Raw genomic sequence first — 23117 nt, forward strand, 5'->3', positions numbered from 1 at the left:
CGGAGCTGGCCCGGCGCGGCCATGCGTCGGGCGGTGCCCGCTCCCCCGCGCTGGCGGCGCGGCTGGCGCGGGAGCGACGCTGGCGCGACATTCCGTACGACGACGACTCCGACGAGGCGTCGATCGATCCTCGTACCCTGTCCATCGCCCTGGACGACCTGCTGCCGGCCGAGCGCACGGTCGCGGTCGACTCCGGGAACTTCATGGGCTACCCCGCGATGTACCTCGAGGTCCCCGACGTCGACGGCCTGGTCTTCACCCAGGCGTACCAGTCGATCGGGCTCGGGCTGGCCACCGCCATCGGCGCGGCGATCGCCCGGCCGCACCGGCTGACCGTCGCCGCCCTGGGTGACGGCGGTGCGCTCATGGGCATCGCCGAGCTGGAGACGGCGGTGCGCCTCGGGCTGGGGCTCGTCATCGTGGTCTACGACGATGAGGGGTACGGCGCGGAGGTCCACCACTTCGGCCCGGAGGGCCACCCGCTCGACACCGTCCGCTTCCCGCCGGCCGACATCGCCGCGATCGCCCGCGGCTTCGGCTGCGCCGCGCTGACCGTCCGGCGCCGGGAGGATCTCGCCCCGCTGTCCGACTGGCTGGCGGGCCCTCGCGACCGGCCGCTGCTGATCCACGCCAAGGTCACGAGGCATCGCCCGTCCTGGTGGCTGGAAGAGGCGTTCCGCGGGCATTGATCCCAGGAGACCGCGGCTCGATGAACGGAGGCGACCAACTGAGTACGTTGACGGCGGACACGCAGGCGTCCACGGAGGTGGAGATCATGGCAGACCGGCTGCATGACGAGTGGCGCGCTTCCCGCAGGCTCCCCGGAGGGGGCTACGCGGCACGGGTCAAGAAGACCGGCGACCAGCGATGGATCACGAGTCACGGCACAGATCAGGTCGACATCGCCAACACCCGCTATCAGGACCTGCCCGCCGACTGGCAGCGGGAGACCAGGGAGTCCGCGGACCTCGCGGTCGGACTGGTCCGGGACAGTTGGCTGCGGGGGGTGGACCCGAGGAGCGAGGAGTTCATCGAGTCCGCCAGCAGCAGGGTGCACGACGCCTGGCTGCGGCGCAACGGCGCCTGGGCTCCGCCGGAGCAGAGGCTGCCCTATGCGGAGCTGGCGGAGGAGGAGAAGGCGAAGGACCGGGCCTTCGTCCTCATGGCGCTGGACCTCTTCGAGTGACTCTCGCGCCTCAGGCGCGTTCGCGGGCGACGAGCACGGGGAGGCCCGTCGCCTCCTGTGCGGTCTCGTGCCGCGGGAACAGCACCAGGGCCAGCAGCGCCAGGCCGAAACCGCCCAGCCTCAGCACCAGCAGGAACCGGTCGGCCGGCCAGGGCTCCTTGTACAGCAGCGGCCCGAACAGCGCCAGCTCCGTCTTCGCCGCCACCGTCAGCACCGTCACGACGATCGACATCCGGCATCGTTGCAGCCCGATCTGCAGCTGGGCCAGTCCGAACACCGCCATCCCGACCGCGACGTACGGATAGGGCGTCGTGTACGCCGCGGCGGCCAGGCCGTGCGTGCTGTAGACGGAGGCGACTCCCTTGATCGCCAGCTCGGAGATGCCGAGGCTGACGCCGGACCCGAACCCGTACGCGACCCCGGCGAGCGGCCGGGCGTGGCGGCCGAACGCGCGCACGTCGCCGCCGACCAGCACCACCGCGCTGAGAAGGACGCCGGGGACGACCACGGCGGCCAGCACGGCGGAACCGGCGACACTGCTGGTCAGCACCTCGCGGTCGCCGTTGGAGACGCCGATGAACGCCGTCGCGACCCCGAACAGCGCGATGCTGAACCATTCGCGGCCGGTCAGCCGCTCGCGGAAGAACACGCCGGCGTAGAAGAGGATGAACACCAGGCTCGCGACGAAGATCGGCTCGGCCAGACTGAGCGGCAGCATCGTCAGCGCCTCGACCTGGGTCGCGACGCCGGACAGGACGATGACCAGGCCGGTGAGCCACAGCCAGTTCGTATAGGTGTGTCTGATCAGGCGCAACGGCCGGGTGCCGCGCAGCACGGGCATGCGGTTCGCCGCGACCCGGAAGACGATGAACCCCAGGTAGTAGATGACCGTCGCCATCACCGCAAGGATGGCTCCCTTGATGTCAGAGGCGCCCATGCGCCGGGCCTTCCGAGCGGCGTCGAATCGACATCGGGTTTCCTCGTCTCACAGGCCCCGATGATCGCGGGTCACTCATCGGGTATCAAGAGTCATATTCGCGCATGGAAACCACCATGTCCCGACATTTGCCCGACCTCGGACAATGATTCCGAAGCCTCGGCCGACCTCAGTTCCAGGGCAGCTCGGCCCTGGCCTGCCAATATGCGTCCGGCGGCATGGCGAGAGCGGACAAAGCGCGCAATTCGCCCGGTTCGAGAGAAACGGATTCCGCCGCGAGATTCGTGCGGATCTGCGGCACGCTCACCGCACCGGACAGCACCGTGTCCGCCCACGGCCTGGCGAGGACCGCCGCCAGCGCGACCGTGTCCGCGGTCAGCCCGCGCCCGTCCGCCACGCGCCGTACGGTCTCGGGCGGCTCGGCCGCGAGGCGGCCGTTGGCGAGTCCCTCCTTGACGATGACGTGAACGCCGGCGCCATGCGCCTCGGCCAGAGCGTCGCCGGCGGAGGACTCCAGGACGTTCCACGTCGACTGGACCGTCGTGAACAGGCGCCGCCCGCCGACCTCCAGGGCGAGCGCCCGGCGTACGGTCTCCGCCTGGGCGGGCCCCGAGGTGGAGAACCCGACCCGTACGCCCTCGGCGGCCAGCTCCGCCAGGGCGTCGAGCAGCGCGGCGTCGCCGAAGAGCGGGCTGTCGGCGGTCAGGGAGTGCACCTGGTAGACGTCGAGCCGGTCGCCGAGGAGTCCGCGCGTCTCGGCGAGCTGCGTGCGGAACCGGTCCAGGGAGTGCTCCTTGACCTCGTGCACGTCGGCGTCGGAACGCCAGCCGCCGACGTAGGCGTACCCCCACTTGCTGGAGATCGTGACGTCGGCGTGGCCGCGCTCGTCCAGCCAGCCCGCGAGGAACTCCTCCGACCGGCCGTAGGACCGCGCGGCGTCGATCCACCGGACCCCGGCCGCGTACGCGGCGTCGAGCACCTGCCACGTCGCGGCGCGCATCGCCTCGACCGTGCGCTCCGCGGGCAGCGCGCCCGCACGGCCGAGGTTGATGTAGGCGGGCCGGCCCAGGGCCGCCAGTCCGATCCCCATCCGCATGCGTACCATATCCCCCGCCGCCGACCACGTTTTCCGACCAATCGGATGCCCACGGTCATCCGCCGACCGGCTTTCGGTAACACTAGTGTCCCCGAATGTCCCGCGACGGGAGGGATGGCGGTGGGCGGCAGGAAGCGGGCCGAGCGGCTCCGGGCATGGCTCGACGGGCCGTCCGGCGTCTCTCGCGCCCACCTCGAACGCCGTACGCGGTGGCTGCTCATCGTCGCGGTCGGAGGCGCCAACCTCGCCGGCGCGCTGTTCGTCCTGCTGTTCTCGACCTTCGTCATGCCCGACCCGCCGGGGCTGGCCGACCCCGAGCGCGTGCGCCTCGTCAACCTGGTGGTGTTCTCCTCGTACGTGGTGTTCGGCGCGCCGTTCGGGATCGTGTGGGGGTGGCGGTTGTGCCGGCCGCTGCGCACCTTCGCCGCCCACGACGGGGAGCCGTCCGAGATCGAACGCCGCGCGGTCCTGCGCGGGCCGCTGCGGCTGATGGCGATGCAGGCCACGCTGTGGGGCTGCGGGGCGGCCGGGTGGGCCGCCATCGACCTGGCCTACGCTCCGCTGCTCGCCCTCAAGGTGAGCATGATCACCCTGCTCGGCGCCATCACGACCTGCGCGATCGTCTACCTGCTCGCCGAGCGCCTGCTGCGTCCGTTCGCGGCCGTCGTGATGGCCTCGCGCGCGACCCCGCGTGACGGATGGTTCGGCATCACGCCGCGCACCATGCTCGCCTGGGCGCTCGGCACCGGCGTGCCGCTGCTCGGCCTGGTCATCACCGCGGTGGCCGCGCTGGTGGTGAGCGGCATGTCGCTGACGCAGCTCGCGGTCACGATCCTCGTGCTCGGCGGGGTCGCGCTGCTGGTCGGGTTCGAGGTCACCTACATCGCCGCGCGTGCGGTCGCCGATCCGGTGCGGTCGGTGCGGGAGGGCCTGGCCCGGGTCGAACGCGGCGACCTGCAGGCGTCCGTGCCCGTGTACGACGCGGGCGAGCTGGGCGGCCTGCAGGCGGGGTTCAACCACATGGCCGCCGGCCTGCGCGAGAACGAACGGGTCCGCGACCTGTTCGGCCGGCACGTCGGCGAGGACGTCGCCCGGCACGCGCTCGAACACGGCGTCGCCCTCGGCGGCGAGGTCTGCGAGGCGGCCGTCATCTTCGCCGACCTGAAGGGCTCGACCCGGCTGGCCGCGACCCGGCCGCCCGGCGAGGTGGTCGGCCTGCTCAACGCGTACTTCGGCATCGTCGTCGAGGTCGTGTCCGCGCACGGCGGCCTGATCAACAAGTTCCAGGGCGACGCCGCGCTGGCCATCTTCGGCGCGCCGCAGCCGCTGGAGGACCCCGCCGGGCAGGCGCTCGCCGCCGCCCGGGAGCTGTCCCACCGGCTGCGGGCCGAGCTGCCCCAGCTGCACGCGGGCATCGGGGTGTCCTCGGGACAGGTCGTGGCCGGGCACATCGGCGCGGAACAGCGGCTGGAGTACACCGTCATCGGCGACCCGGTCAACGAGGCCGCCCGGCTGAGTGACCTGGCCAAGAGCACCGACGAACGCCTCCTGGCGTCGGCCACCGTGGTCGGCGCGGCGCACCAGGGCGAGGCGGCGCGCTGGCGCCTGGGCAACACGGTGACCCTGCGCGGCCGCCCCGCCCGTACACGCCTCGCCTCGCCGTTCGGCCCGCCTCCCCCGGGGACGATCCAGCGGGTCCTGCGCATCCTCAACCACCGGAAGTAAGCCGGAGGACACCCGGACAGAATGCGACTTTTCCCAATCATTGGGAAATCACGGACACCAATTTCGCCGACGCTCATCAGCGGAGTTCTGCGGAGACAGAGCCGGAATCCGTGTTGAATAGGCATCACGCTCGACGGAGCCCGAGGGGCGAGGAAGGACGAATGTGATGACCCAGACTCCCCACATATCGTGGGTTCCCGTGCCGATCGGCAGACCGCTCAAGCCTGGGCGTTCGACCGGATCGGGGAGCGCTATGACGAGGCGTTCCCGCACAAGGACGGGCAGCTCTCGGCCGTACGCCGGCTGCTCGACCGGCTTCCGCCCGAGGCACGGATCCTCGACGCCGGATGCGGCACGGGCACACCGACCGCGCGGCAGCTCGCCGACGCCGGCCACTCGGTGGTCGGGATCGACATCTCCGAGGAGATGCTCCGGCTGGCCCGCCGGGACGTGCCGGAAGCGGAATTCCTTCGCCGCCCCATCGAGGAGATCGATGCGTCCTTGGGGGAGTTCGCGGCGGCCGTCGCCTTCTTCTCTTTGCTGATGCTGCCGCGCCTGGAGATCCCGTCCGCGCTCGAGAGCATTCACGCCCGGCTCGAGCCGGGCGGTCAGCTGGTGCTCGGCATGGTGGAGGCGGACCTGGACGACACACCGATCCAGTTCCTCGGCAGTCCCGTACGGGTGACCGGCTACATGCGCGACGAACTGGTGGCGCTCGTCACCGCCGCCGGGTTCGAGGTCACCGAGTTGCACCACCTGACGTACGCCCCGGCCAGCGCCGAACTCCTGCCCGAGGTGCAGCTGTTCCTGTTCTGCCGCCGTGACGGCGTTCGGTGAGGTGGCGGGGCCAAGGGCGGCCGGACCCGTCCGACGTGCACGAGCATCTCGCGTTCCTGCACGCCGCGACGGTACGGATCGGCGGTGACCTGGAGCTGACGCAGGTCATGACCTCGCTCTGCGAGACGGCGGTGCCGCGCGTCGCCGACCTCGCCGCCGCGTACCTGTACGAGGCGGTGCTCACCGACGGCGAACCGCCCGAGTCGCCCGGGGCGCCGTCGGACGGCGTGCTGCGCAAGGTGGCCTGCCATTCCACGTCCGCCGGCGCCGGCACGCTCCTCGGCAAGGTCGCCGTCTCCGACCTGACCGGCCCGTTCGCGGCCAGCGTCACCAGCGGGCAGCTCGTCGTGTGGCCCGATCCCGACCTCGACACCGCAGGTTCGTACGGCGGTGACGTCGGCTGTCTGTTCCCCACGACGAGGCCCGGATCGCTCATCGTCGTCCCGCTCCGGGCAGGTCGTCACCTGCTCGGGTTCGCGGTGCTGCTGCGGTCGGCCGGGCGCCTCGGCTTCGACGAGACCGACGTGCTGACCGCCACGCTGATGGCCGACCAGGCGGCGCTCGGCGGGCACAAGGCGTTGCTGTACCAGCGGGAGGCACGGATCGCCGACGCGCTCCAGCGCAGCATGCTGCCCAAGCACCCGCCGCGGCTGCCCGGTGTGGAGATCGCCTACCGCTACCTGCCGGGCAACCCGGCCGCGCAGGTCGGCGGCGACTGGTTCGACGCGGTCCCGCTGCCGGGCAGCCGGGTCGCGCTCATCGTCGGCGACGTCATGGGACACGGCGTGCACTCGGCCGCCACGATGGGCCAGCTCCGCACCGCCGTGCGCACCCTCGCCGCCCTCGACCCTCCCCCGGACCAGGTGCTGCGCCACCTCGACCAGCTCTTCGAGGAGACCGTCGGGCAGGCCGGAGAACAGTTCCTCGCCACCTGTGTCTTCTGCGTGTACGACCCGGTCGCCCGGCGCTGCGCGATCGCGAACGCCGGGCACGTCCCTCCGGTCTTCGCCTACGCCGACGGCCGTACGGAACTGGTCCCGGTGCCGGCCGGTGTGCCGCTCGGGGTCGGCAACGTCGCCTTCGAGACGATCGAGGTGCCCGCGCCGGACGGCACGCTGATCGCGCTGTGCACCGACGGCCTGGTCGAGACGCGCGACCAGGACATCACCGAGGGGCTCGACGCGCTGCGCGAGAGCCTGGCCAAGGTGTCCGACCCGCCCGACGACCTGTGCGAGAACGTCCTGCACGCCCTGCACACCGACGAACGCGAAGACGACGTCGCGCTCCTCATCGCCCGTTTCGACGGCATCCCGAGCGCCAGCGTCGCCAACTGGATCATGCGCCCGCACGCGCAGGCGGCCCGCCACGCACGGGGGCTGATCGCCAACACGCTCACCGGCTGGGGGCTGGAGTCGCAGATCGACGCCGCGTCCCTCCTGGTGACCGAGCTCGTCACCAACGCGATCCGCTACACCACGCGCCCGATCACCATGCGGCTGCTGCGCACCGAGACGCTGCTGTGCGAGGTCACCGACGACGATCACCACCTGCCGGTCCTGCGCGAGCCCGGTGACGAGGACGAGGCCGGGCGCGGCATCTACCTCGTCGACAAGCTCTCCAACCGGTGGGGCGCGAGCCACACGGCCGCGGGCAAGGCGGTCTGGTTCGAGCTCGCGCTGTGAAGTCGCGAGCGCGGACCGGTGAACACGGCGCCTCCGATCACTTCGGTATTCCTCGCCCCGGCATACCGTTCGTTCACGTCATTGCGGGATATTGATCGCATGAGCGAGCGTAAAAAGATCGAATGCTGGTTGACCGACATGGACGGCGTCCTGGTCCACGAGGGCCAGCCGGTGCCGGGGGCGCGGGAGTTTTTGGAGCGGCTGACCAAGGCGGGACGCCGGTTCCTCGTGCTGACGAACAACTCGATCTACACGCCCCGGGACCTTCACGTACGGCTGCGAGCGGCCGGCCTCGACGTCCCGGTCGAGTCGATCTACACCTCCGCGCTGGCGACCGCGCAGTTCCTGCACGACCAGCGGCCGCACGGATCGGCGTTCGTGCTGGGCGAGTCGGGGCTGACGACCGCGCTGCACCAGGTCGGATACGTCCTGACCGACATCGATCCCGACTACGTCGTCCTCGGTGAGACCCGCACGTACAGCTTCACCTCGATCACCCGGGCGATCCGCCTCATCGACAACGGCGCGCGGTTCATCGCGACCAACCCGGACCCGGTCGGCCCGTCGGCCGAGGGCTCCCTCCCGGCGACGGGAGCGGTCGCGGCCCTGATCACCAAGGCCACCAACGTCACCCCGTACTTCGTCGGCAAACCGAACCCGCTGATGATGCGCAGCGCTCTCAACACGGTGGGCGGCCACTCGGAGACGACCGCCATGATCGGCGACCGGATGGACACCGACGTCGTGTCGGGCATGGAGGCGGGCCTTTACACGATCCTCGTCCTCACCGGCGTGACCAAGGCCGGCGACGTCGATCGCTTCCCGTTCCGCCCGTCACGCGTCACCGACTCGATCGCCGACCTCGTGGACATGGTCGATGAGGAGTCGCTGCCGGAAGGCTCGTAATTCGCCGACGAGACCTATACGCGACGTGTCCTCGGCCGCGTGCGGCGGTTCTCCCCCGGCGCCGGCGGTCGTCACCGTGAAGCCGGTCACTGCGGTGGGCCGACGACGGCGACGGGGCAGTCGGCGTGGTGGATGACGCCGTGGGCGACGGATCCGAGCCGGGTATCGCGGCGGCCGGGCCCGATCACGAGCAGGGCGGCGCGGGAGGAGCAGGCCGCCAGCGCGCCGACCGGGTGTCCACGCGGCGTCTGCTCGACCACGCCGACGTCCGGGTAACGCGCCCGCCAGGGGGCGAGCGCGTCGTCGAGGCGGTCACGGGTCACGGCCTCGGCCTCGCACACCGAGACGGCGGGCAGTATGGCGGGCACCTGCCAGGCGTGCACGACGCGGACCCACGCGTCGCGCAGTGCCGCGGCCTCGAACGCGTACCGGAACACCTCCTCGGACGACTCGGACAGGTCCACGCCGGCGAGCACCTCGTGCCGGCGTTCCCGTGGTTCGCCGCGTACGACGATCGTCGGGACGGGGACGTGGGCGGCGAGCCGCAGTCCGGTGGAGCCGAGCAGCATTCCGGCGAATCCGCCGAGCCCGCGATGGCCGACCACGATCTCACCCGCCCGCCGGCCCTGTGACCGCAGCGCGCGTACGGGCGCGTCGAAGACGAGTTCGCTGGTGACCGGGAGGCCGGGACGGGTCTTGGCGGCGCGTTCGACGGCCTCGGCGAGCACGCGCTCGCCCGTCTCCGTCAGCGACTCGCAGGTCCCGGGCGTCGTGTAGAGCGGCATGTCGTGGTCCCAGCGTTCGGCCGCGTGCACGATGTGCAGCGGACGGCGTCTCAGGGTCGCCTCGTCCGCGGCCCATTCCACGGCGAGGTCGGCTCGGGACGAGCCGTCGGTTCCGACGACGATCGGCTGGATCATGATGTCTCCTGGTGGTCGGCGCGCGGCGGGGCCCCCTCGGCCGCCGCGGCTGCTTCCCCCAGCGTCTCGGCGGCGACCGGACGTCAGAAAGAGGTCGAAAGTCCCCTGGTCCGGGGCCGCTCGCCTCAGCGTGGCGATGTCCGGGTCAGTCGCGGCGCAGCGGGACCCGCCACTCCAGGACGCTTCCGCCGCCCTCGCGGTCGCGGGTCTCGAAGGAGCCGCCGAGGGTGCGGGCCCGTCCGGCGAGGTTGCGCAGGCCGCTGCGCCGGCCGCCCGGCGGGATGCCGGTGCCGTCGTCCTCGACCCTGAGCAGGAGGGAGTCGCCGGCGTCGGCGGTCACGTACACGTGGCGCGCGTGCGCGTGCCGTACGACGTTGGACAGGGCCTCCTGGAGCACGGCGATCAGGTGTTCGCCGGTCTCGACGCCCACCGCGGTGTCCAGCAGGCCCTCCAGGCGTACCGTGGGCGCGAATCCCAGGCTCTCCGTGGCTCCCTCGACCACCTCCAGGATCCGTTCGCGCAGCTCGGGGTGGGCGCCGGGCGCCGCCTGCAACGCGAAGATCGTCGAGCGGATCTGACGGATCGTCTCGTCGAGGTCGTCGACCGCCCGCTGGACCCGTACGGCGACGTCGGGCCGGTCGGTCATCTTCATCGCGGCCATCAGCGTCATCGCGGTGGCGAACAGGCGCTGGATGACGGTGTCGTGCAGATCCTTGGCGATGCGGTCCCGGTCCTCCAGCAGGACGAGGCGCTCCGCGTCGCGGCGGCGTTCGGCCAGCTCGATCGCGACCGCGGCCTGGGCGGCGAACGCCTCCAGCAGCCGCCGGGAGGAGTCGGTGAAGGCCGGGCGGCCCGGAGGGTTGGCCACCGCGAGCACGCCGCGCACCTCCTGTCCGGTCCCCAAGGGGACGATCAGGACGGCCCCCAGCGGTATCGGCGGCGGTGACCTCACCGCACGTGCCGCCTCCCCCGCGTCGGCCAGCATCAGCGACTCGCCGGTGCGGAACACCTGCCCGGCCAGCACGTCGTCGATCCGCGGGCGGCGCCCGGCGATCACGTCGGCGTGCTCGCCGTCGGCCGCCTGGACGGTGAGCTCCTCTCCCTCCGCGAGGGCCACCATGGCGTAGCCGGCGTCGCAGATCTCCCGGGCGCGCCGCGCCACCAGCGTGTGCACCTCGGCCGGGGCGGTGCCGGACAGCAGTGAGGTGGACACCTCGGCCGACGCCTCCCGCCAGCGTTCACGCCGCCGGGCCTCCTCGTAGAGGCGGGCGTTCTCGATCGCCACACCGGCCGCCGTGGCGAGGGCGGCGACCACGTTCTCGTCGTCCTCGTCGAACTCTCCGCCGCCGGCCTTCTCGGTCAGGTAGAGGTTGCCGAACACCTCGTCGCGTACGCGTACGGGCACGCCCAGGAACCGGTGCATCGGCGGATGGGCGGGCGGGAACCCCGAGGAGGCGGGGTGCGCCGACAGGTCGGCGAGCCGGATCGGCGCCGGTTCCTTGATCAGCAGACCGAGGATGCCCTGGCCCGTCGGCCAGGAGCCGATCGCCTCGATCTCCTCCTCGGTGATGCCGACGGTCACGAACCGGGACAGCCGATCGTCCTGCCCGATCACGCCGAGGGCGCCGTACCGGGCGTCGACCAGCGCGGTCGCCGCCTCGACGATCCGATGCAGGACGGTGTCCAGCTCGAGATCGCTTTCGATCGAGACGACCGCCTCGAGAAGCGCGTGGACGCGATCGCGGGTGGCGAGCACGGCCGCGAGCCGCGACTGCAGCTCAGAGAGAAGATCATCCAGCCTTAGCTGCGGCAGCACCATGCCCGCGCGATCGTCCCCGGGCTGCCCTTCAGGGCGCACGGCGCATGCCTCCCGTCCTCCGCATCCACGTCCTGCCCCGACCGGAAAGTCCTGCTCAGACCAGTATGAAAGACGAGGTCAGAGGGCATGTCGGCAGGACCGCTCCAGGTCCTACCCAGCTCGGCGGCGTCGGTCCAGCGCCGTGCTGATCGGTTCCCCCGGCACGCCCGGGCACGGGCGAAGGTCCTCCGCATCGGGGCCCGATGCGGAGGAATGGCGGGCGCGGCCGGGACCTTCGCCCCTGCCCGCCGGTCGGGGACCTCGGAAGTATCGAGCCATGAGACTCGACGCGAACGGGATCGAGGTCCTTGATCGCGACGACTGCCTGGCGCTGATGCGGTCCGTGACGCTCGGCCGGGTGGTCTTCACCGACCGTGCGCTGCCCGCGATCGAACCGGTTCACTTCGTGTTCGACGGCGACGATGTGATCATCTCGATGCCGCCGGACTCGAAGCTCGTCTCGGCCACCCGCGGTGCGGTCGTCGCCTTCGAGACCGACGCCTTCGAACCGGGCAGCCGCTCGGGCTGGTCGGTCACCGTGATCGGGGAAGCACGGGTCGTCCGCGTCGCCACCGAGATCGAGCGTCTCTCCCGGCTCCCGCTGAGATCGTGGGTCCCGGGAGGCCTCGGCTACTTCATCCGCATTCGCGGCGAGTACGTCAGCGGACGGCGGATCCATCCGACTTACCTGGAGGCCACACGATGACCTCGAGCTTCGAGGAAAGCCTCGTTGGCGACGTGATGTCCACCGAGGTGCTCACCGTCGCGGCCGAGGAGACGACGCTCATGGCCTGGGAGCTGATGCGCCAAGGCGGGTACCACCACGTACCGGTGGTCAGCAACGACGGTCACTGCATCGGCGTCCTGGACGCCGAGACGATGGCCGCCGCGTGGGACGGCGGCGGGCCGGACCGGATGCGCATGCCGGTCAGCACGGTCGTGGGCCACCGCCTCATGCCACATGTCGGCGTCTCGGACTCGGTCGCGGCGGCCGCGCGGGCGATGCTCGCCGCCCAACTGGACTTCGTGGCCGTCACCGACGGTGAGGACCGGCTCGTAGGCCTGATCACCGCACGGGACCTAGTCGCCGCCGTCGCGGGACGCAAGCACCGGCCGACGCCCGGCCACCTGGAACGTCCGACGCTGTACCGCATCGAGCCGGTGCTGCCGAGCCGGTACGCCGAGGGCGGGGCGGCGCCACGCTGAACCCGGCGCCGGATGCCGATGGGGCCGCCGAGTGAGCGGGCGGGGCCTTTCAGCAAACGAGAGAAGGCAGGATGACACGGCAGATCAATATCGGTTTCCGCGCCCCCTCGGTCGCCCACCTGGAAGAACGCATCCTTCAACTCGAGACGAAGGTGGCTCTTCTCACGCACGCCATCCAGGCGCTCTCCCGGGAACTGCACGAGCACACCGACGCGCCGCCCGTCGGGTGAGCCGCGTACGCCGCCGGCGTCACCTGCGCGCGGTGGTCCAGCCGTCCAGGGTGAAGGACGCGCCGTGGACGTACGCGGCGTCGTCGCTCGCCATGTACACGGCCGGCGGGCCGAACTCCGTGGCCCAGGACAGGGTGAACGACTCGATCGCGGCCTTCGTCGCGCTGTAGAGCGCCGAGCCCGCGAAGCCGGTGTTGATGATGACGCCCGCGCCGCGGGCGGTCAGGAAGAACATGCGCACTCGCCGCGGCCAGGGCGTTCGCCATCGCCCGTCCCAGGCCCGCTCGTGGATCCCGTCACCAGCGCGGTCCTGCCGTCCAACCGTGCGCTCACTTCTCTCGCCCTTACTCGACTGAGCAGTCCAAAAGGTGTGCGAACGAAGGCGCCGCCCCTCCATCGGGTGCGGCGCGTGGATCCTCTAGCGTGCCCGGAGACCGTCGATGCGCTCTTCCTCACTCTGGCGGGCGACGTCGAGCCGCACTCCGGACAGCGCCTACAGCGGCGACCCGGCGGCACTCAGCCGCTCGAACATGTCGGCGCCGGTCTCGGCCTGGTAGCGGCGCAGCCCCTCCGACTAAGCAGTCACATAACGCGAAGGACCCCTCCGGGCCACCTGGCCGGAGGGGTCCCGTCGCCGGAGACTCAGCCGATGCTGGCGCCCAGGGCGCTCAGCGCCGCCGGGACCGGCTGGAAGAACGTCTCGCCGCCGGAGCTGCAGTCGCCGCTGCCGCCGGAGGTGAGACCCAGCGCGGTGCCGCCGTCGAACAGCGCGCCGCCGCTGTCACCGGGCTCGGCGCACACGTTCGTGTCGATGAGCCCGTTGACCGTGCCCTCCTCGTACGTCACCGACGCGCCGGTGGCGGTCACCGTGCCGCCGTGCACGCCGGTCGTGCTGCCGCTGCGCTGGACGGACTCGCCGACCGTCGCGTCACCGGCACCGCTGATCGCCTGCGTGGAGCCGTTGTACAGGTCGACCTCGCTGGGGTGCGAGGTGCTGCCCGTGTACGTGGCGATCGAGTAGTCGTTGCCCGGGAACACGCTCTTTCCGGTCGTGGCGAGCTCGCTGCTCTCGCCCTGGTCGGAGTACCACGTGCTGACCACGTTGCCGCAGTGCCCGGCGGTGATGAAGCCGGCGGCACCGCTGCTGGTGGTCACGTTGAACCCGAGCGAGCAGCGGTAACCGCTGCCCCAGATGGCGTCGCCGCCGCCGATGAGCGGACGGAACCTCCCGCTCACATGCCGGATGCGGACGGCGGCGCCCTGCGCGGACGCGGCCTTCTCGACCTTGCTGAGACGGTCGCCCGTGACCGTGCTGTCGACCGCGACGACGACCTGGTTCGTCTTCGGGTCGATCATCCGCGCGGTGCCCGGCACCGCGGCGGCGTCCAGGGCCTGCTTCGCCGTCTGCAGTTGCGCGCCCGTACGCGCGACGGTCTTCGGTGTGGCCCCGGCGGCCTTGACGGTCTTCGCGTCGGCCGCGTTCGTCACCGCGACGACCAGCCTGTGCGAAGAGTCGAGATACGAACCGGCGGAGCGGGACCCGAGCTGTCGTGCGAGCTCGGAGGCGACCTTCGACTGCGCGGTGGGGCTCGGGGTCGCCGCGTGGGCCGCGGGGGCGACCGCGATCGCGAGGACTCCGGCGGCCGCGACGGCCATGCCGGTACGCCGGGACAGGGGAATGGACTTCAACGTGCCTCCCAATGCGTCGGGCACGCCCGTGTGGCGCGCCCCGGGGTGGCATGGGCACTGGCGCTCGGCTCCCGGCGGCCCAGGGTGTGCCGACACGACGAATGGCATCCCTGCGGCTGCCGGAGCGGGGGGTGAGAACCGGCTGCCTAGCCATCACAAACCCTGACAAGCTTTGTAAACCGCGCGCAAGGGGCCTGGAACGTCCCAATCCGGCCAATTCGTCTCGGAGGCGACCTCTCGTCGCCCGTTCCGGTGGTGCGCGGGTCGTGGCGCCCTCGGTGCATTCACGTCACGTACGGGGGAACGAACGGCGGCATGAGACGACGGGAGTTCATCGAAGCGGCGATCTGGGCCGTGGTCCTGTTCGCCGTCTACCTGGCGATCATCTCCACGATCTCACCGACCGAGATCGTGGTGGGAGCGATCACCGGGGTCGCATGCGGCGCCTCGGCGGTCCTGACCCGCCGGACGCTGCTGGCGGCCGACAACGACGAGGCGTACCTGCCGCGCGCCGGATGGCTGCGATGGCTGCTGCGTCTGCCGGACCAGGCCGGGAGCGGGTTCGTGCGCCTGCTGGCGCGCCCGCGCGGAGCGTTCACCGAGATCCGGCTGCTCCCGGACCGGCGGCCGGCGGCGCGACGCGGGTTCACCGCGCTGGCCCTCTCCGTCGCGCCGAACACGTATGTCGCCGACGTCGACCCCGGCCGGAACACGCTCATCGTCCACCGGATCGGCGACCGGCCGTCCGCGCTCGAACGCGAGGTGGCGCGATGACCGCCCTGGCCGCCGGGCTGCCGGCGGCGTTCGCGCTGCTGGTGACCGCGCTGTTCCCCTGCCTGCTCGGGACGCTGCGAGGTGAGCCGGTGGACCGGCTCGCCGGGCTCATCCTCGCCGGGCCGGCCGCGACACTCGTGCTCATGCTGCTGGCCGCGGGGTACGGGCGGCCGGCCTACCTCGACGCGGCGTTCGTCGTGGCACTGCTGTCGTTCGCCGGTTCCCTGGTGTACGCGCGCTTCCTCGGGGGGACCGCGTGAACGCGGCGAGCGCCGTGCTGATCTGGGCGGGCACGGCGCTGACGGCCTTCGCCGCCCTACGCCTGCTGCTGACCCGCGACCGCTTCCTGCGCCTGCACTTCGTCTCGATCGGCTCGGTGATCGCCGCACCGCTCGTGACCCTCGGGCTCGTACTCGCGCCGTGGTCGTCCTGGCATGACGTCGCGAAGATCATCTTCATCGGGCTGCTGCTTGTCGTCACCGGGCCGGCGACCGTCATCACCACGGCGCGGGCCGGGAGGCGGGTCTCCCGTGAGTGAGGTCCTGATCGCCGCCGCCCTGCTGCTGACGGCGTTCATGGCGACCGCGGTGGTGCTCACGCGCGACCCGGCACGGCAGGCGATCGTGCTGTCCGGGTACGGCATCGTGCTGGCGGTCCTGTTCGTCGTGCTCCAGGCGCCCGACGTGGCGATGTCGCAGACCGGGGTCGGCACGGTGGTCGTCCCCCTCATCGTGATGCTGGCCATCCACGCGATCCGCCGCCACCACACGCGCGAGCCGGACGAAGGGGATGACCCGTGAGCCGCCCGGTGCGGCTGCTCGTGCTGGCCGCCGGCGGGGCGGGGCTGGCGGTGCTGTTCGCGCTGGCCGCGTTCCGGCTGCCCGGCTTCGGCGGCACCGTCCATCCGTACGGCCTGCGGACGCTGCCGAACGCGCTCGCCCACCACACCCCCAACGTCATCTCCTCGATCAACTTCGACCAGCGGGCGCTCGACACGCTCGGCGAGGAGCTGATCCTCATGGCCTCCGCGCTCGCCGCCGTCCTGGTGCTGCGGACCGTGCGCGCCGAGCAGGAGGACGCCGCGGGGGCGCACGCGTACGGCCCCGCCCAGGTCTTCGACGCGCTGCGGATCACCGGGTACCTGCTGCTGCCGGTCACGCTCATGACGGGCGTCTACATCGTCGCGCACGGCTACCTGTCCCCCGGCGGCGGCTTCCAGGGCGGCGTGGTGCTCGGCGGCGCGATCCATCTGGTCTACCTGGCCGGCGACTACCCCGCGCTCGCCCGGCTCCGGCCGGTGCCGATGTTCGAGGTCGGCGAGGCGCTCGCGGCGGGCGTGTTCGTCGTGCTCGCGCTGTGGTTCGCCGGGCAGGTCAAGGCCATGAACGCGGTGGTCGGCCTCGAGGTCGGCTGCGCGTTCGTCCTGACGCTGGCCAGGTTCTTCGAGCAGGCCCTCCTCGTGAGGAAGGACACATGAGTCATCTTCCGTACCTGATCCCGGGCTGGATCCTGCTGGTCGGCGTCTACGGCATCGTGACCAGCCGGAACCTGGTCCACGCCGTGGTGTGCCTGTCGGTGGCGCAGTCCGCGACGTACGTGCTCCTGCTCACGGTCGGCTACCAGAGGAAGGCGACGGCACCGGTCTTCTCCGACATCAGGCCGACGCGCAACGTCGTGGATCCGCTGGTGCAGGCGATGACGCTCACCGACATCGTCGTCGGCGCGACGGTGACCGCGCTGCTCCTCGCCCTCACGGTGCAGGTGGCCAAGCGTCGCGGCACGGTCGACCCGGACGAGCTGCGCTCGCTCGAACCGTGATCCTTCAGCTCGCGGTCGGGCTGCCGTTCGCGATGGCCACACTGCTCGCGGCGGTCGGGCGGCGGCTCCCGCGGTTCGCCGTCGACGCCCTGGCCACGGGCACGGTCGCCGCACAGATCGCGCTGCTCGCGGTGGTGCTCGCCCGCGGGGGCGCCACGGTGTGGATGGGCGGCTGGGGCGAGGGCGTGGGCATCGCCCTGGTCGGCGACACCGTCGGGGCCGGGCTGGCGCTGACGGTCGCGGCCGTGGCGCTGTGCGCGCTCATCGTCTCCTGGCACTACTTCGAGGACGTTCAGGCGATCTTCCACACGCTGACGCTGCTGTTCACCGGGGCGATGTGCGCGTTCACGCTCACCGGGGACCTGTTCGACGCGTTCGTGTTCTTCGAACTGATGAGCGTCGTCGCGTACGCGCTGACCGGCTACCAGTCCGAGGAGCCGGAGACCGTGCACGGCGCGTTGAACTTCGGCATCGTGAACTCGCTCGGGGCCTATCTCACCCTCACCGGCATCGCGCTCGTCTACGCCCGTACGGGCCAGCTCGGCTTCGCCGCGGTCGGCCGGCACCTGCACGGCCACGACGCGCTGGTGACCGTCTCCTTCATCCTCATCTGCACCGGATTCCTGGTGAAGGCGGCGGCGGTGCCCTTCCACTTCTGGCTGGCGGACGCGCACGCCGTGGCGCCGACGCCGGTCTGCATGCTGTTCTCCGGCGTGATGGTGGAACTCGGCGTGTACGCGGTGGCCCGGACGTACCTGACGAGTTTCGCGCACGCCGTCCCGGCCGCCCCGGTCCGTACGGCGCTGATCGTGTTCGGCTCGGCGGCGGCGCTGCTCGGCGGGGTCATGTGCGTGCTGCAACGGCACATCAAGCGGCTGCTCGCCTACTCCACGATCAGCCACGTCGGCCTCCTCCTCGTCGGCCTCGGCCTGCTGCGCGCGGACGCGCTGGCCGGCGCCGCCTGGTACCTGATCGGCCACGCGGGGGTGAAGGCGGGCCTGTTCGTCGGGGCGGGAGCGCTGCTGAACCGGTACGAGACGGTCGACGAGCACGACCTGCACGGCCGTGGGCGGTCGATGCCCGTCACCGGCGCCATCTTCCTCCTCGGCGGCCTGGGCCTGGCGGGCCTGCCGCCCTCGGGCACCTGGGCGGGCAAGGCCCTGATCGAGGAGGAGGGCGGGCACTGGATCCTGGCCCTCGGAATCACCGCGTCGGCCCTGACGGCGGGGGCGGTGCTGCGGGTGTGGCTGCGGGTGTTCCGCGGCGCGGGTCGGCGGCTCGCGGGCACCGCCGACCACCACGACCCGGAGACGGAGGTCAGGCTGTCACGGCTGCCGTGGACGATGCTGGCGCCGGGAGTGCTGCTGGTGGTCGCGGGACTGCTGCTCGGCCTGCTGCCGGGTGCCGTGCTCGGGCACGCCGTCGCGCCGCTCCTGCCGGGAGCGGAGCCGGCGCCGTGGACGATGACGGGTGCGGTGTCGGGCCTGCCGGCGGTGGCACTGGCGTTCGGGATCGCCGTGCTGGGCGTCCGGGGGCACATCCCGCGCGCGACGGTGCTGCACCGCCTGCACTCCGGGCACGTCGGCGACTACGTGGCCTGGCTGCTGGCGGGCGTCACGCTGTTCGGGGTGCTGCTTCTGGCCTGACGCTATTTCATGGGGCAGTCGATGGTCACGGGGACCCACCCCGACGCGGGCACCGTGGCACGGACGGCCGGGCAGGTGAGGTTTCCGGTACGGGCCCGGATGAGGTACGTGCCCGGGCGCAGGGCCAGGTCGAAGCTCTTCTGCCGTGGGTGGAGGACGGTCCGGGCCGCCGTGCCCGTCGCGTCCACGGCGGTGATCGGCACGTCCGCGAGCCGTGGCGGGTGGCCGGGCCACCGCCCGCCCGAGAGGATCACCGTTCCGGTGACACCGGACGCCGGCGGCTCGTGGGCGGAGCACGCCGAACCGACGACGATGGCCAGGGCGACGGCGACCCGTCTCATGCGCCCGGACCGTCTACGGGACCAGCAGACGTCACGCGGCACCCGCCGGTGGGCGACCTCCGGCGGGCGACCTCCGGCGGGCGACCTTGAGTGGACGAGCTCCGGCGACCGACCTCGGCTGAGCGACCACCGGCCGCAACCCTCAACCACCAACCCCAGCTGAACCACCACCAACCACAACCCCCAACCACCGCCTCGACTGAACCACCACCAACCACAACCCCCAACCACCAACCCCAGCTGAACCACCACCAACCACAAGCAGGCGAGCTTGGGCGCGTTGCCTTTCGCCGCGGACCGGGCCTATGACGCACTCCTCAGGTCGGCGAGCAGTCGGTCGGCGACCGTCTCCTCGGAGACGACCAGGCCGATCTCGGCCATGGCCGCGGCCAGGTCGGGCGCCCACGGGCTCGGCCGTCTCCCGCCCTTCAGCGGCAGGTGGCGGCCGGTGTCGCGAACGCCCGCGCGGTAGTCGGCGGCCGACATGCGCCAGGGCTCGGCGCCGTGGCGGCGCATCACCGCGTCCGCGATGGCCAGGCCGGGCCAGTCGAAGTCGCCGTGGTAGCGCAGGGTGCCGCCGCCCGCGGTGACCGTGCTCGCGAGGTGGTGGAAGGCGAGTGAGGGGAGTCCCTCGGTGCACAGGAGCGGTGGCGCGGCCGGGCCCAGCTCGGCCGCCACGCGCCGTACGACGGTGGGGTTCTCGCAGACGTGGACGACGGGGCGGGCGACGGTGACCGGGTGTCTCCTGAGCTGGTTCAGCGTGACCGGGAACGGGGTGCCGTACCGCGCGGCGCCGGTGAGCCACTCCCCCAGCCCCGCGCCCTCGGCCGGCAGGTTGAGCACGAGCACGCGGCTCGCCAGGTCGTCCGGGAGGACGCCGAAGACCTCCCACAGGCTGCGGCACTCCTCCGCCGCCTCCGGGCGGGGCACGCCGACGCGGCGTGCCAGCGCGTCGAGGACCAGTCTCGACAGCGGGGATCTCGGGCCGAGCGCCTTGGTGTCGCCGGTCACCTCGTCGGCGAGCGTCGTGAGCTCGACCGTACCCGTGGAGCCCTCCAGGCGTTCGAGGACCGCGACCGCGTCGGCGAACAGGTGCGCGTCGTCCCGCGTGACGAGCCGGGTCAGCCTGCCCCGGGCGCCGGTCCAGTCGCGGAACCAGTCCGCCGCGGCGTACAGCGGGCTCTCCTCGGCGACGCGGAGCAGTTCGGCGCGTGCGGCCTCCTTGGCGGCCTCCTCGGCGGGGCGGTCGTTCAGCGGCCGGCCGAAGACCGTCTCCAGCAGCTCGGCGAGGCCCAGTCCGCAGGACGTACGGACGGCGGCGTCCAGCCGGGTCAGGTCCACCGAGGTGCTCCTGGCTCCCGGCGGCCGCGCGCCGCCGAGGAGGCCGTCGAGCGCCCTCCGCTCGTCGGCCGTCGGCTCGGGAAGGCTGATCGTGCCGCTCAGGGATCCGCCGCGGAGTTCGAGCCGCTTGCGCGCGCGGTCCAGCAGCCGCCGGAAGTCCGGGCCGCGGAAGCGTTCGATCGCACGCTCCTCGAGCGTCACGGCTCGTCGTCCTCGTCCTCGCCCTCGGGCAGGGCTCTGAGGAGCGAGTCGTCGTCGGCGGGCGGGACGTGGCGGCGGGGTTTGATGCCGAGGAGTTCTTCGGCCAACTCGTCGTTGCCCGCGAAGCCGGCCTCGGCGTCGACGAGCTGGGTGCCGTCCCACAGGACGAGCATCGCCGACACCGCGTGCGCGGTCTTGTCGTGGTGCATGTCGTAGTGGGCGGCCATCGGGACCGTCTCGTGGTGCACCCACAGGTCGTGGCCCGTCATGAACAGGTCCAGGTCGAACTTGACCGTGAGGCCGAGCAGGTCCGGTTTGTACTTGTCGTCGATGCCGGCGAACGCCTCGTCCAGGGCGATCATGCGCGGGCAGTCCGGGCGGGCCGAGGAGTAGAGGGCGTTCGCGGCGGCGAACAGGGGCAGGTGGATCGCGGCGGACTTCTCACCCCCCGACATCACCGAGTGCCGGGCCCGGGTCAGGCGCACCTCGGGGTCGCCCGGCACGATGAGCAGCAGCTCGAACGTGTGCCAGGTGCGGTAGTCCAGGACCTCCGACAGCACCTCTTTGTAGGTGGCGCGCGGATGGGTGGCGCGGTAGTCGCGGATCATCTCGCGGAGAGTGCCGCGCAGCTCGGCCAGGCCGGAGGGGCCCAGGCCCTGCGCGTCGCGGGTGAGCAGCCGCGAGGTGGCACGCTGCCGCTCGTCGATCTTGTCGGAGTGGGCCCAGCGGATGCCGATCGCGGTGCCCGACGACATCGGGCGGGACCGCGTGTCGGCGTTCATCCCGCGGACGAGGTCGCGCGCCGCCAGGACGCGGCCGTGGATCTGCTGGGCCAGGCCGGTGAGCAGCTCGTCCTCCAGGACCGTACGCTCGCGCTCCTCCAGCAGGACACCCTGCTCCCGGGCGCGCTCGGCGACCCGGCCCGCGAAGACGCCGACCGGGTTGCGGCCGTCCTCGTCGATGACGAAGACCATCACGACGCCGGTGGGGTCGTAGTCGAGGCGGTAGTCCGCCTCGCAGGAGGTGAGCGCGTCACCGAAGGTCCGCAGCGCGTCGGACATCCGCCCGGCGGCGGTCTTGAGCGCGCCGTCCGTCACCGGACGCCCCCCGCCGATCTCGGCGCGGAACGCGTCGAGCAGCTCCACCACACCGGCCGGGAACGCCGCCCGCACCGCCGCCACGGGATCCAGCGGGGCGAAACGGGCCGCCCCGGCTCCCGAGGCCCGGGTCTCGCCCGGATCGCCCGCCTCGTCCGAGATGACCGAACGGGACATGCCGGAGCCACCCGCGCCGACAACGACCTCGTCCGAAGCGACCAAAGCGGACCCGCCGGAGCCACCCGCACCGCGAGCGGCAGCGCCAGCCGAGGTGACGGACTCAGGGCCGACGGAGCCACCCCCACCGCGGGTGGGGCGGCACAGGGCCTCGATGACGGCCTCGCCGGCGCGGGTGGGCTCCCAGCTCGCGTCGGCCGGCCAGGGGCGCGTGTCGGTGACGCCCAGGAGGACCCGCAGGTCGCGGTGGGCGTACGGGGCGAAGGACGCCGCCTGTTCGAACAGGCCGTTCATCGCCTCGGTGACGAGCTTGCGGCCGTTGCTCAGGTCGGCCTCGGCCTTGATGAGGCGGCGGTCCTGCTTGTCCGCCTCGGACCGCTGCCGCCGGTATTCCTCGTCGGCCGTGGTGATCAGCGCCTCGGTCTCCTCGATTCGGGCGAGGACCTCCTTCAGCGGGGCGTCCAGCGCCTTCTCTCGCTCGGCGAGTTCCTCGACCGCCGCGGCGTGCGCCTTTTCCTTTTCGGTCAGTGCCTCGGCGCTCTCGGCGCGGTCGGAGGCCAGGCGTTCGATGTTGTCGCGGCGGCCGGCGACGTCGTTGGCCAGGACCCCGACGTTGCGTCGCTCGGCGTCGAGGTGACCGGCGGCCGCGGTGAAGTCCTCGACCGCCTGGGCGACCGCGTCGACCGCCTCGGCCGTGGCCGGCATGCCGCGCTCGGCCGCCGTCTGGCGCAGGCGCCGCCGGCGCGCGTCGACCTCGGCGGACGCGCCTTCGAGGGCCTTGCGCGCCTCCGTCTCGGCGGTACGGGCGACGGTCAGCAGAATGGCGTTGTCGGCCACGCGCTTGACCGCGTCCACCACCGGCTTCGCCGGGGGCAGCTCGCGCTGGGCGCGCTTGAAGTCGGCGAGCAGCTCCTTCAGCCGTTCCGACTCGGCGGCGGCCTCGGCGTCGCGCGCCTCCAGGTCCGCGATCGCCTCGTCGCAGGCGGCCAAGCGCGCCCGGCGGCGGTGTTCGCGGTTGGTCGCGCCGATGAATTCCGGCGCCTCCTTCGGCCGGGCGCCGACGTGGACACCGTGGCTGAACTGGGCCCGGTCCGTGACGGCCGCCGGGCCGGAGAATTCGGCCGGGTCGCCGGTCAGCGCCAGCGAACGCAGCACGGCCGCGACCGCCGAGGCGGGGACGAGGTCCTGGTCCTCGGGCACGAGAACCTCGGCGAGGGTCGGCCCCTCCGGCCCCGGCAGGACCGGAACGAGGTAACCGTCGGCCTCGGCGTCCGCCACCGCCGCCATCGTCGACGCGGGGTCGGGGTGGATCCACGCGGTCAGCATGCCCGCGCCGTACAGCGCGCCCTCGATGCCCGCCGCCCGCGACGGCTCCACGGCGTCGGCGAAGCGCACGAGCCGCCACAGCGGCGCCCCCGGCCGGGACGTGCGGTCGGCGGTGCGCAGGTCG

General features: G+C 72.2%; 25 protein-coding genes. 16 read left to right on the top strand and 9 right to left on the bottom strand.

The window, feature by feature from the left end:
- Together ACFFNX_RS13595 and ACFFNX_RS13600 are read left to right on the top strand one after the other, a co-directional pair.
- The coding region (locus ACFFNX_RS13595) for a thiamine pyrophosphate-dependent enzyme (RefSeq protein ID WP_378200435.1) at nt 1-689 on the top strand (689 nt) is incomplete at its 5' end.
- An 86-nt stretch (nt 690-775) separates the two neighbouring features.
- A complete protein-coding gene (locus ACFFNX_RS13600) occupies nt 776-1186 on the top strand; it encodes a hypothetical protein (protein WP_378200438.1) in 411 nt (136 codons plus the stop codon).
- A gap of 10 nt (nt 1187-1196) precedes the next feature.
- Here ACFFNX_RS13600 and ACFFNX_RS13605 read toward each other — a convergent pair whose 3' ends face one another.
- On the bottom strand, nt 1197-2123 hold the full coding sequence (locus ACFFNX_RS13605) for a DMT family transporter (RefSeq protein ID WP_378200441.1): 927 nt from the start codon (nt 2121-2123) through the stop codon (nt 1197-1199).
- 169 nt (nt 2124-2292) lie between these two features.
- Nucleotides 2293-3213 carry an aldo/keto reductase gene (locus tag ACFFNX_RS13610; protein ID WP_378200444.1) on the bottom strand — a complete coding sequence of 307 codons (921 nt, stop codon included), beginning with the start codon at nt 3211-3213 and terminating at the stop codon, nt 2293-2295.
- Nucleotides 3214-3339: 126 nt separating this feature from the next.
- Between ACFFNX_RS13610 and ACFFNX_RS13615 the strand changes: the two genes are divergently transcribed.
- From ACFFNX_RS13615 to ACFFNX_RS13630, 4 genes are all read left to right on the top strand, one after another.
- The gene (locus ACFFNX_RS13615; RefSeq protein WP_378200447.1) at nt 3340-4944 is read left to right on the top strand and encodes an adenylate/guanylate cyclase domain-containing protein; all 1605 of its coding nucleotides are present in this window, start codon (nt 3340-3342) and stop codon (nt 4942-4944) included.
- Nucleotides 4945-5133: 189 nt separating this feature from the next.
- Nucleotides 5134-5781, top strand: a complete 648-nt coding sequence (locus ACFFNX_RS13620; protein WP_378200450.1) for a class I SAM-dependent methyltransferase — start codon at nt 5134-5136, stop codon at nt 5779-5781.
- A gap of 35 nt (nt 5782-5816) precedes the next feature.
- Nucleotides 5817-7463 (top strand): ATP-binding SpoIIE family protein phosphatase, encoded by a 1647-nt coding sequence (locus ACFFNX_RS13625; protein WP_378200453.1) that lies wholly within the window; start codon nt 5817-5819, stop codon nt 7461-7463.
- Nucleotides 7464-7562: 99 nt separating this feature from the next.
- A complete protein-coding gene (locus ACFFNX_RS13630) occupies nt 7563-8369 on the top strand; it encodes an HAD-IIA family hydrolase (RefSeq protein ID WP_378200456.1) in 807 nt (268 codons plus the stop codon).
- Nucleotides 8370-8455: 86 nt separating this feature from the next.
- Here the strand turns inward: ACFFNX_RS13630 and ACFFNX_RS13635 are convergent, their stop codons facing one another.
- Both ACFFNX_RS13635 and ACFFNX_RS13640 read right to left on the bottom strand, forming a co-directional pair.
- Entirely contained in the window at nt 8456-9289 is an 834-nt protein-coding gene (locus tag ACFFNX_RS13635; protein ID WP_378200459.1) for a universal stress protein, read from the bottom strand.
- 145 nt (nt 9290-9434) lie between these two features.
- Nucleotides 9435-11108 (bottom strand): GAF domain-containing sensor histidine kinase, encoded by a 1674-nt coding sequence (locus ACFFNX_RS13640; protein WP_378200507.1) that lies wholly within the window; start codon nt 11106-11108, stop codon nt 9435-9437.
- 316 nt (nt 11109-11424) lie between these two features.
- On the opposite strand from ACFFNX_RS13640, the gene ACFFNX_RS13645 reads away from it, so the two are divergent.
- From ACFFNX_RS13645 to ACFFNX_RS13655, 3 genes are all read left to right on the top strand, one after another.
- The gene (locus ACFFNX_RS13645) at nt 11425-11853 is read left to right on the top strand and encodes a pyridoxamine 5'-phosphate oxidase family protein (RefSeq protein WP_378200461.1); all 429 of its coding nucleotides are present in this window, start codon (nt 11425-11427) and stop codon (nt 11851-11853) included.
- On the top strand, nt 11850-12353 hold the full coding sequence (locus ACFFNX_RS13650) for a CBS domain-containing protein (RefSeq protein WP_378200464.1): 504 nt from the start codon (nt 11850-11852) through the stop codon (nt 12351-12353). Before ACFFNX_RS13645 ends, ACFFNX_RS13650 begins: the two co-directional genes overlap by 4 nt.
- Before the next feature lie 71 nt (nt 12354-12424).
- Complete coding sequence (locus tag ACFFNX_RS13655; protein ID WP_378200467.1) at nt 12425-12583, top strand: hypothetical protein; 159 nt, start codon at nt 12425-12427, stop codon at nt 12581-12583.
- Between the two features lie 19 nt (nt 12584-12602).
- Here the strand turns inward: ACFFNX_RS13655 and ACFFNX_RS13660 are convergent, their stop codons facing one another.
- Together ACFFNX_RS13660 and ACFFNX_RS13665 are read right to left on the bottom strand one after the other, a co-directional pair.
- Nucleotides 12603-12818 (bottom strand): hypothetical protein, encoded by a 216-nt coding sequence (locus ACFFNX_RS13660; RefSeq protein ID WP_378200470.1) that lies wholly within the window; start codon nt 12816-12818, stop codon nt 12603-12605.
- Nucleotides 12819-13225: 407 nt separating this feature from the next.
- Nucleotides 13226-14272, bottom strand: coding sequence for a S1 family peptidase (locus ACFFNX_RS13665; protein WP_378200473.1), 1047 nt, complete (start codon nt 14270-14272; stop codon nt 13226-13228).
- A 315-nt stretch (nt 14273-14587) separates the two neighbouring features.
- Here ACFFNX_RS13665 and ACFFNX_RS13670 point away from each other — a divergent pair, with 315 nt between their 5' ends.
- From ACFFNX_RS13670 to ACFFNX_RS13700, 7 genes are read left to right on the top strand one after another with little or no spacing between them, the layout of a single operon-like run.
- Nucleotides 14588-15046: a hypothetical protein gene (locus tag ACFFNX_RS13670; protein ID WP_378200476.1), complete on the top strand. Its 459-nt coding sequence runs from the start codon at nt 14588-14590 to the stop codon at nt 15044-15046.
- A complete protein-coding gene (locus tag ACFFNX_RS13675; protein WP_378200479.1) occupies nt 15043-15306 on the top strand; it encodes a monovalent cation/H+ antiporter complex subunit F in 264 nt (87 codons plus the stop codon). Before ACFFNX_RS13670 ends, ACFFNX_RS13675 begins: the two co-directional genes overlap by 4 nt.
- Nucleotides 15303-15584: a monovalent cation/H(+) antiporter subunit G gene (locus ACFFNX_RS13680; RefSeq protein ID WP_378200482.1), complete on the top strand. Its 282-nt coding sequence runs from the start codon at nt 15303-15305 to the stop codon at nt 15582-15584. Before ACFFNX_RS13675 ends, ACFFNX_RS13680 begins: the two co-directional genes overlap by 4 nt.
- Nucleotides 15577-15846, top strand: coding sequence for a DUF4040 domain-containing protein (locus ACFFNX_RS13685; protein ID WP_378200485.1), 270 nt, complete (start codon nt 15577-15579; stop codon nt 15844-15846). The genes ACFFNX_RS13680 and ACFFNX_RS13685 overlap by 8 nt, the downstream gene beginning before the upstream one ends.
- Nucleotides 15843-16523, top strand: a complete 681-nt coding sequence (locus ACFFNX_RS13690) for an MnhB domain-containing protein (protein ID WP_378200488.1) — start codon at nt 15843-15845, stop codon at nt 16521-16523. Before ACFFNX_RS13685 ends, ACFFNX_RS13690 begins: the two co-directional genes overlap by 4 nt.
- A complete protein-coding gene (locus ACFFNX_RS13695; RefSeq protein ID WP_378200491.1) occupies nt 16520-16864 on the top strand; it encodes a sodium:proton antiporter in 345 nt (114 codons plus the stop codon). The genes ACFFNX_RS13690 and ACFFNX_RS13695 overlap by 4 nt, the downstream gene beginning before the upstream one ends.
- On the top strand, nt 16861-18510 hold the full coding sequence (locus ACFFNX_RS13700) for a complex I subunit 5 family protein (RefSeq protein ID WP_378200494.1): 1650 nt from the start codon (nt 16861-16863) through the stop codon (nt 18508-18510). Before ACFFNX_RS13695 ends, ACFFNX_RS13700 begins: the two co-directional genes overlap by 4 nt.
- Before the next feature lie 2 nt (nt 18511-18512).
- On the opposite strand, the gene ACFFNX_RS13705 is transcribed toward ACFFNX_RS13700, so the two are convergent.
- The 3 genes from ACFFNX_RS13705 to ACFFNX_RS13715 all read right to left on the bottom strand — a co-directional run.
- Nucleotides 18513-18851 carry a hypothetical protein gene (locus tag ACFFNX_RS13705; protein WP_378200498.1) on the bottom strand — a complete coding sequence of 113 codons (339 nt, stop codon included), beginning with the start codon at nt 18849-18851 and terminating at the stop codon, nt 18513-18515.
- Nucleotides 18852-19154: 303 nt separating this feature from the next.
- Nucleotides 19155-20393 (bottom strand): TIGR02679 family protein, encoded by a 1239-nt coding sequence (locus ACFFNX_RS13710; protein WP_378200501.1) that lies wholly within the window; start codon nt 20391-20393, stop codon nt 19155-19157.
- The coding region (locus ACFFNX_RS13715; protein ID WP_378200504.1) for an SbcC/MukB-like Walker B domain-containing protein at nt 20390-23117 on the bottom strand (2728 nt) is incomplete at its 5' end. The genes ACFFNX_RS13710 and ACFFNX_RS13715, both read right to left, overlap by 4 nt.

Origin of the sequence: Actinoallomurus acaciae (assembly GCF_042429965.1) — a bacterium.
GTDB lineage: Bacteria > Actinomycetota > Actinomycetes > Streptosporangiales > Streptosporangiaceae > Actinoallomurus > Actinoallomurus acaciae.

Excerpts from the sequence above, each read along its gene's own strand:
- ACFFNX_RS13675 (WP_378200479.1), top strand. The coding sequence starts at position 15,043 with ATGACCGCCCTGGCCGCCGGGCTGCCGGCGGCGTTCGCGCTGCTGGTG.
- ACFFNX_RS13650 (WP_378200464.1), top strand. The coding sequence starts at position 11,850 with ATGACCTCGAGCTTCGAGGAAAGCCTCGTTGGCGACGTGATGTCCACC.
- ACFFNX_RS13610 (WP_378200444.1), bottom strand. The coding sequence starts at position 3,213 with ATGGGGATCGGACTGGCGGCCCTGGGCCGGCCCGCCTACATCAACCTC.
- ACFFNX_RS13670 (WP_378200476.1), top strand. The coding sequence starts at position 14,588 with ATGAGACGACGGGAGTTCATCGAAGCGGCGATCTGGGCCGTGGTCCTG.
- ACFFNX_RS13630 (WP_378200456.1), top strand. The coding sequence starts at position 7,563 with ATGAGCGAGCGTAAAAAGATCGAATGCTGGTTGACCGACATGGACGGC.
- ACFFNX_RS13635 (WP_378200459.1), bottom strand. The coding sequence starts at position 9,289 with ATGATCCAGCCGATCGTCGTCGGAACCGACGGCTCGTCCCGAGCCGAC.
- ACFFNX_RS13705 (WP_378200498.1), bottom strand. The coding sequence starts at position 18,851 with ATGAGACGGGTCGCCGTCGCCCTGGCCATCGTCGTCGGTTCGGCGTGC.
- ACFFNX_RS13605 (WP_378200441.1), bottom strand. The coding sequence starts at position 2,123 with ATGGGCGCCTCTGACATCAAGGGAGCCATCCTTGCGGTGATGGCGACG.
- ACFFNX_RS13640 (WP_378200507.1), bottom strand. The coding sequence starts at position 11,108 with ATGGTGCTGCCGCAGCTAAGGCTGGATGATCTTCTCTCTGAGCTGCAG.
- ACFFNX_RS13655 (WP_378200467.1), top strand. The coding sequence starts at position 12,425 with ATGACACGGCAGATCAATATCGGTTTCCGCGCCCCCTCGGTCGCCCAC.
- ACFFNX_RS13645 (WP_378200461.1), top strand. The coding sequence starts at position 11,425 with ATGAGACTCGACGCGAACGGGATCGAGGTCCTTGATCGCGACGACTGC.
- ACFFNX_RS13660 (WP_378200470.1), bottom strand. The coding sequence starts at position 12,818 with ATGTTCTTCCTGACCGCCCGCGGCGCGGGCGTCATCATCAACACCGGC.
- ACFFNX_RS13600 (WP_378200438.1), top strand. The coding sequence starts at position 776 with ATGGCAGACCGGCTGCATGACGAGTGGCGCGCTTCCCGCAGGCTCCCC.
- ACFFNX_RS13695 (WP_378200491.1), top strand. The coding sequence starts at position 16,520 with ATGAGTCATCTTCCGTACCTGATCCCGGGCTGGATCCTGCTGGTCGGC.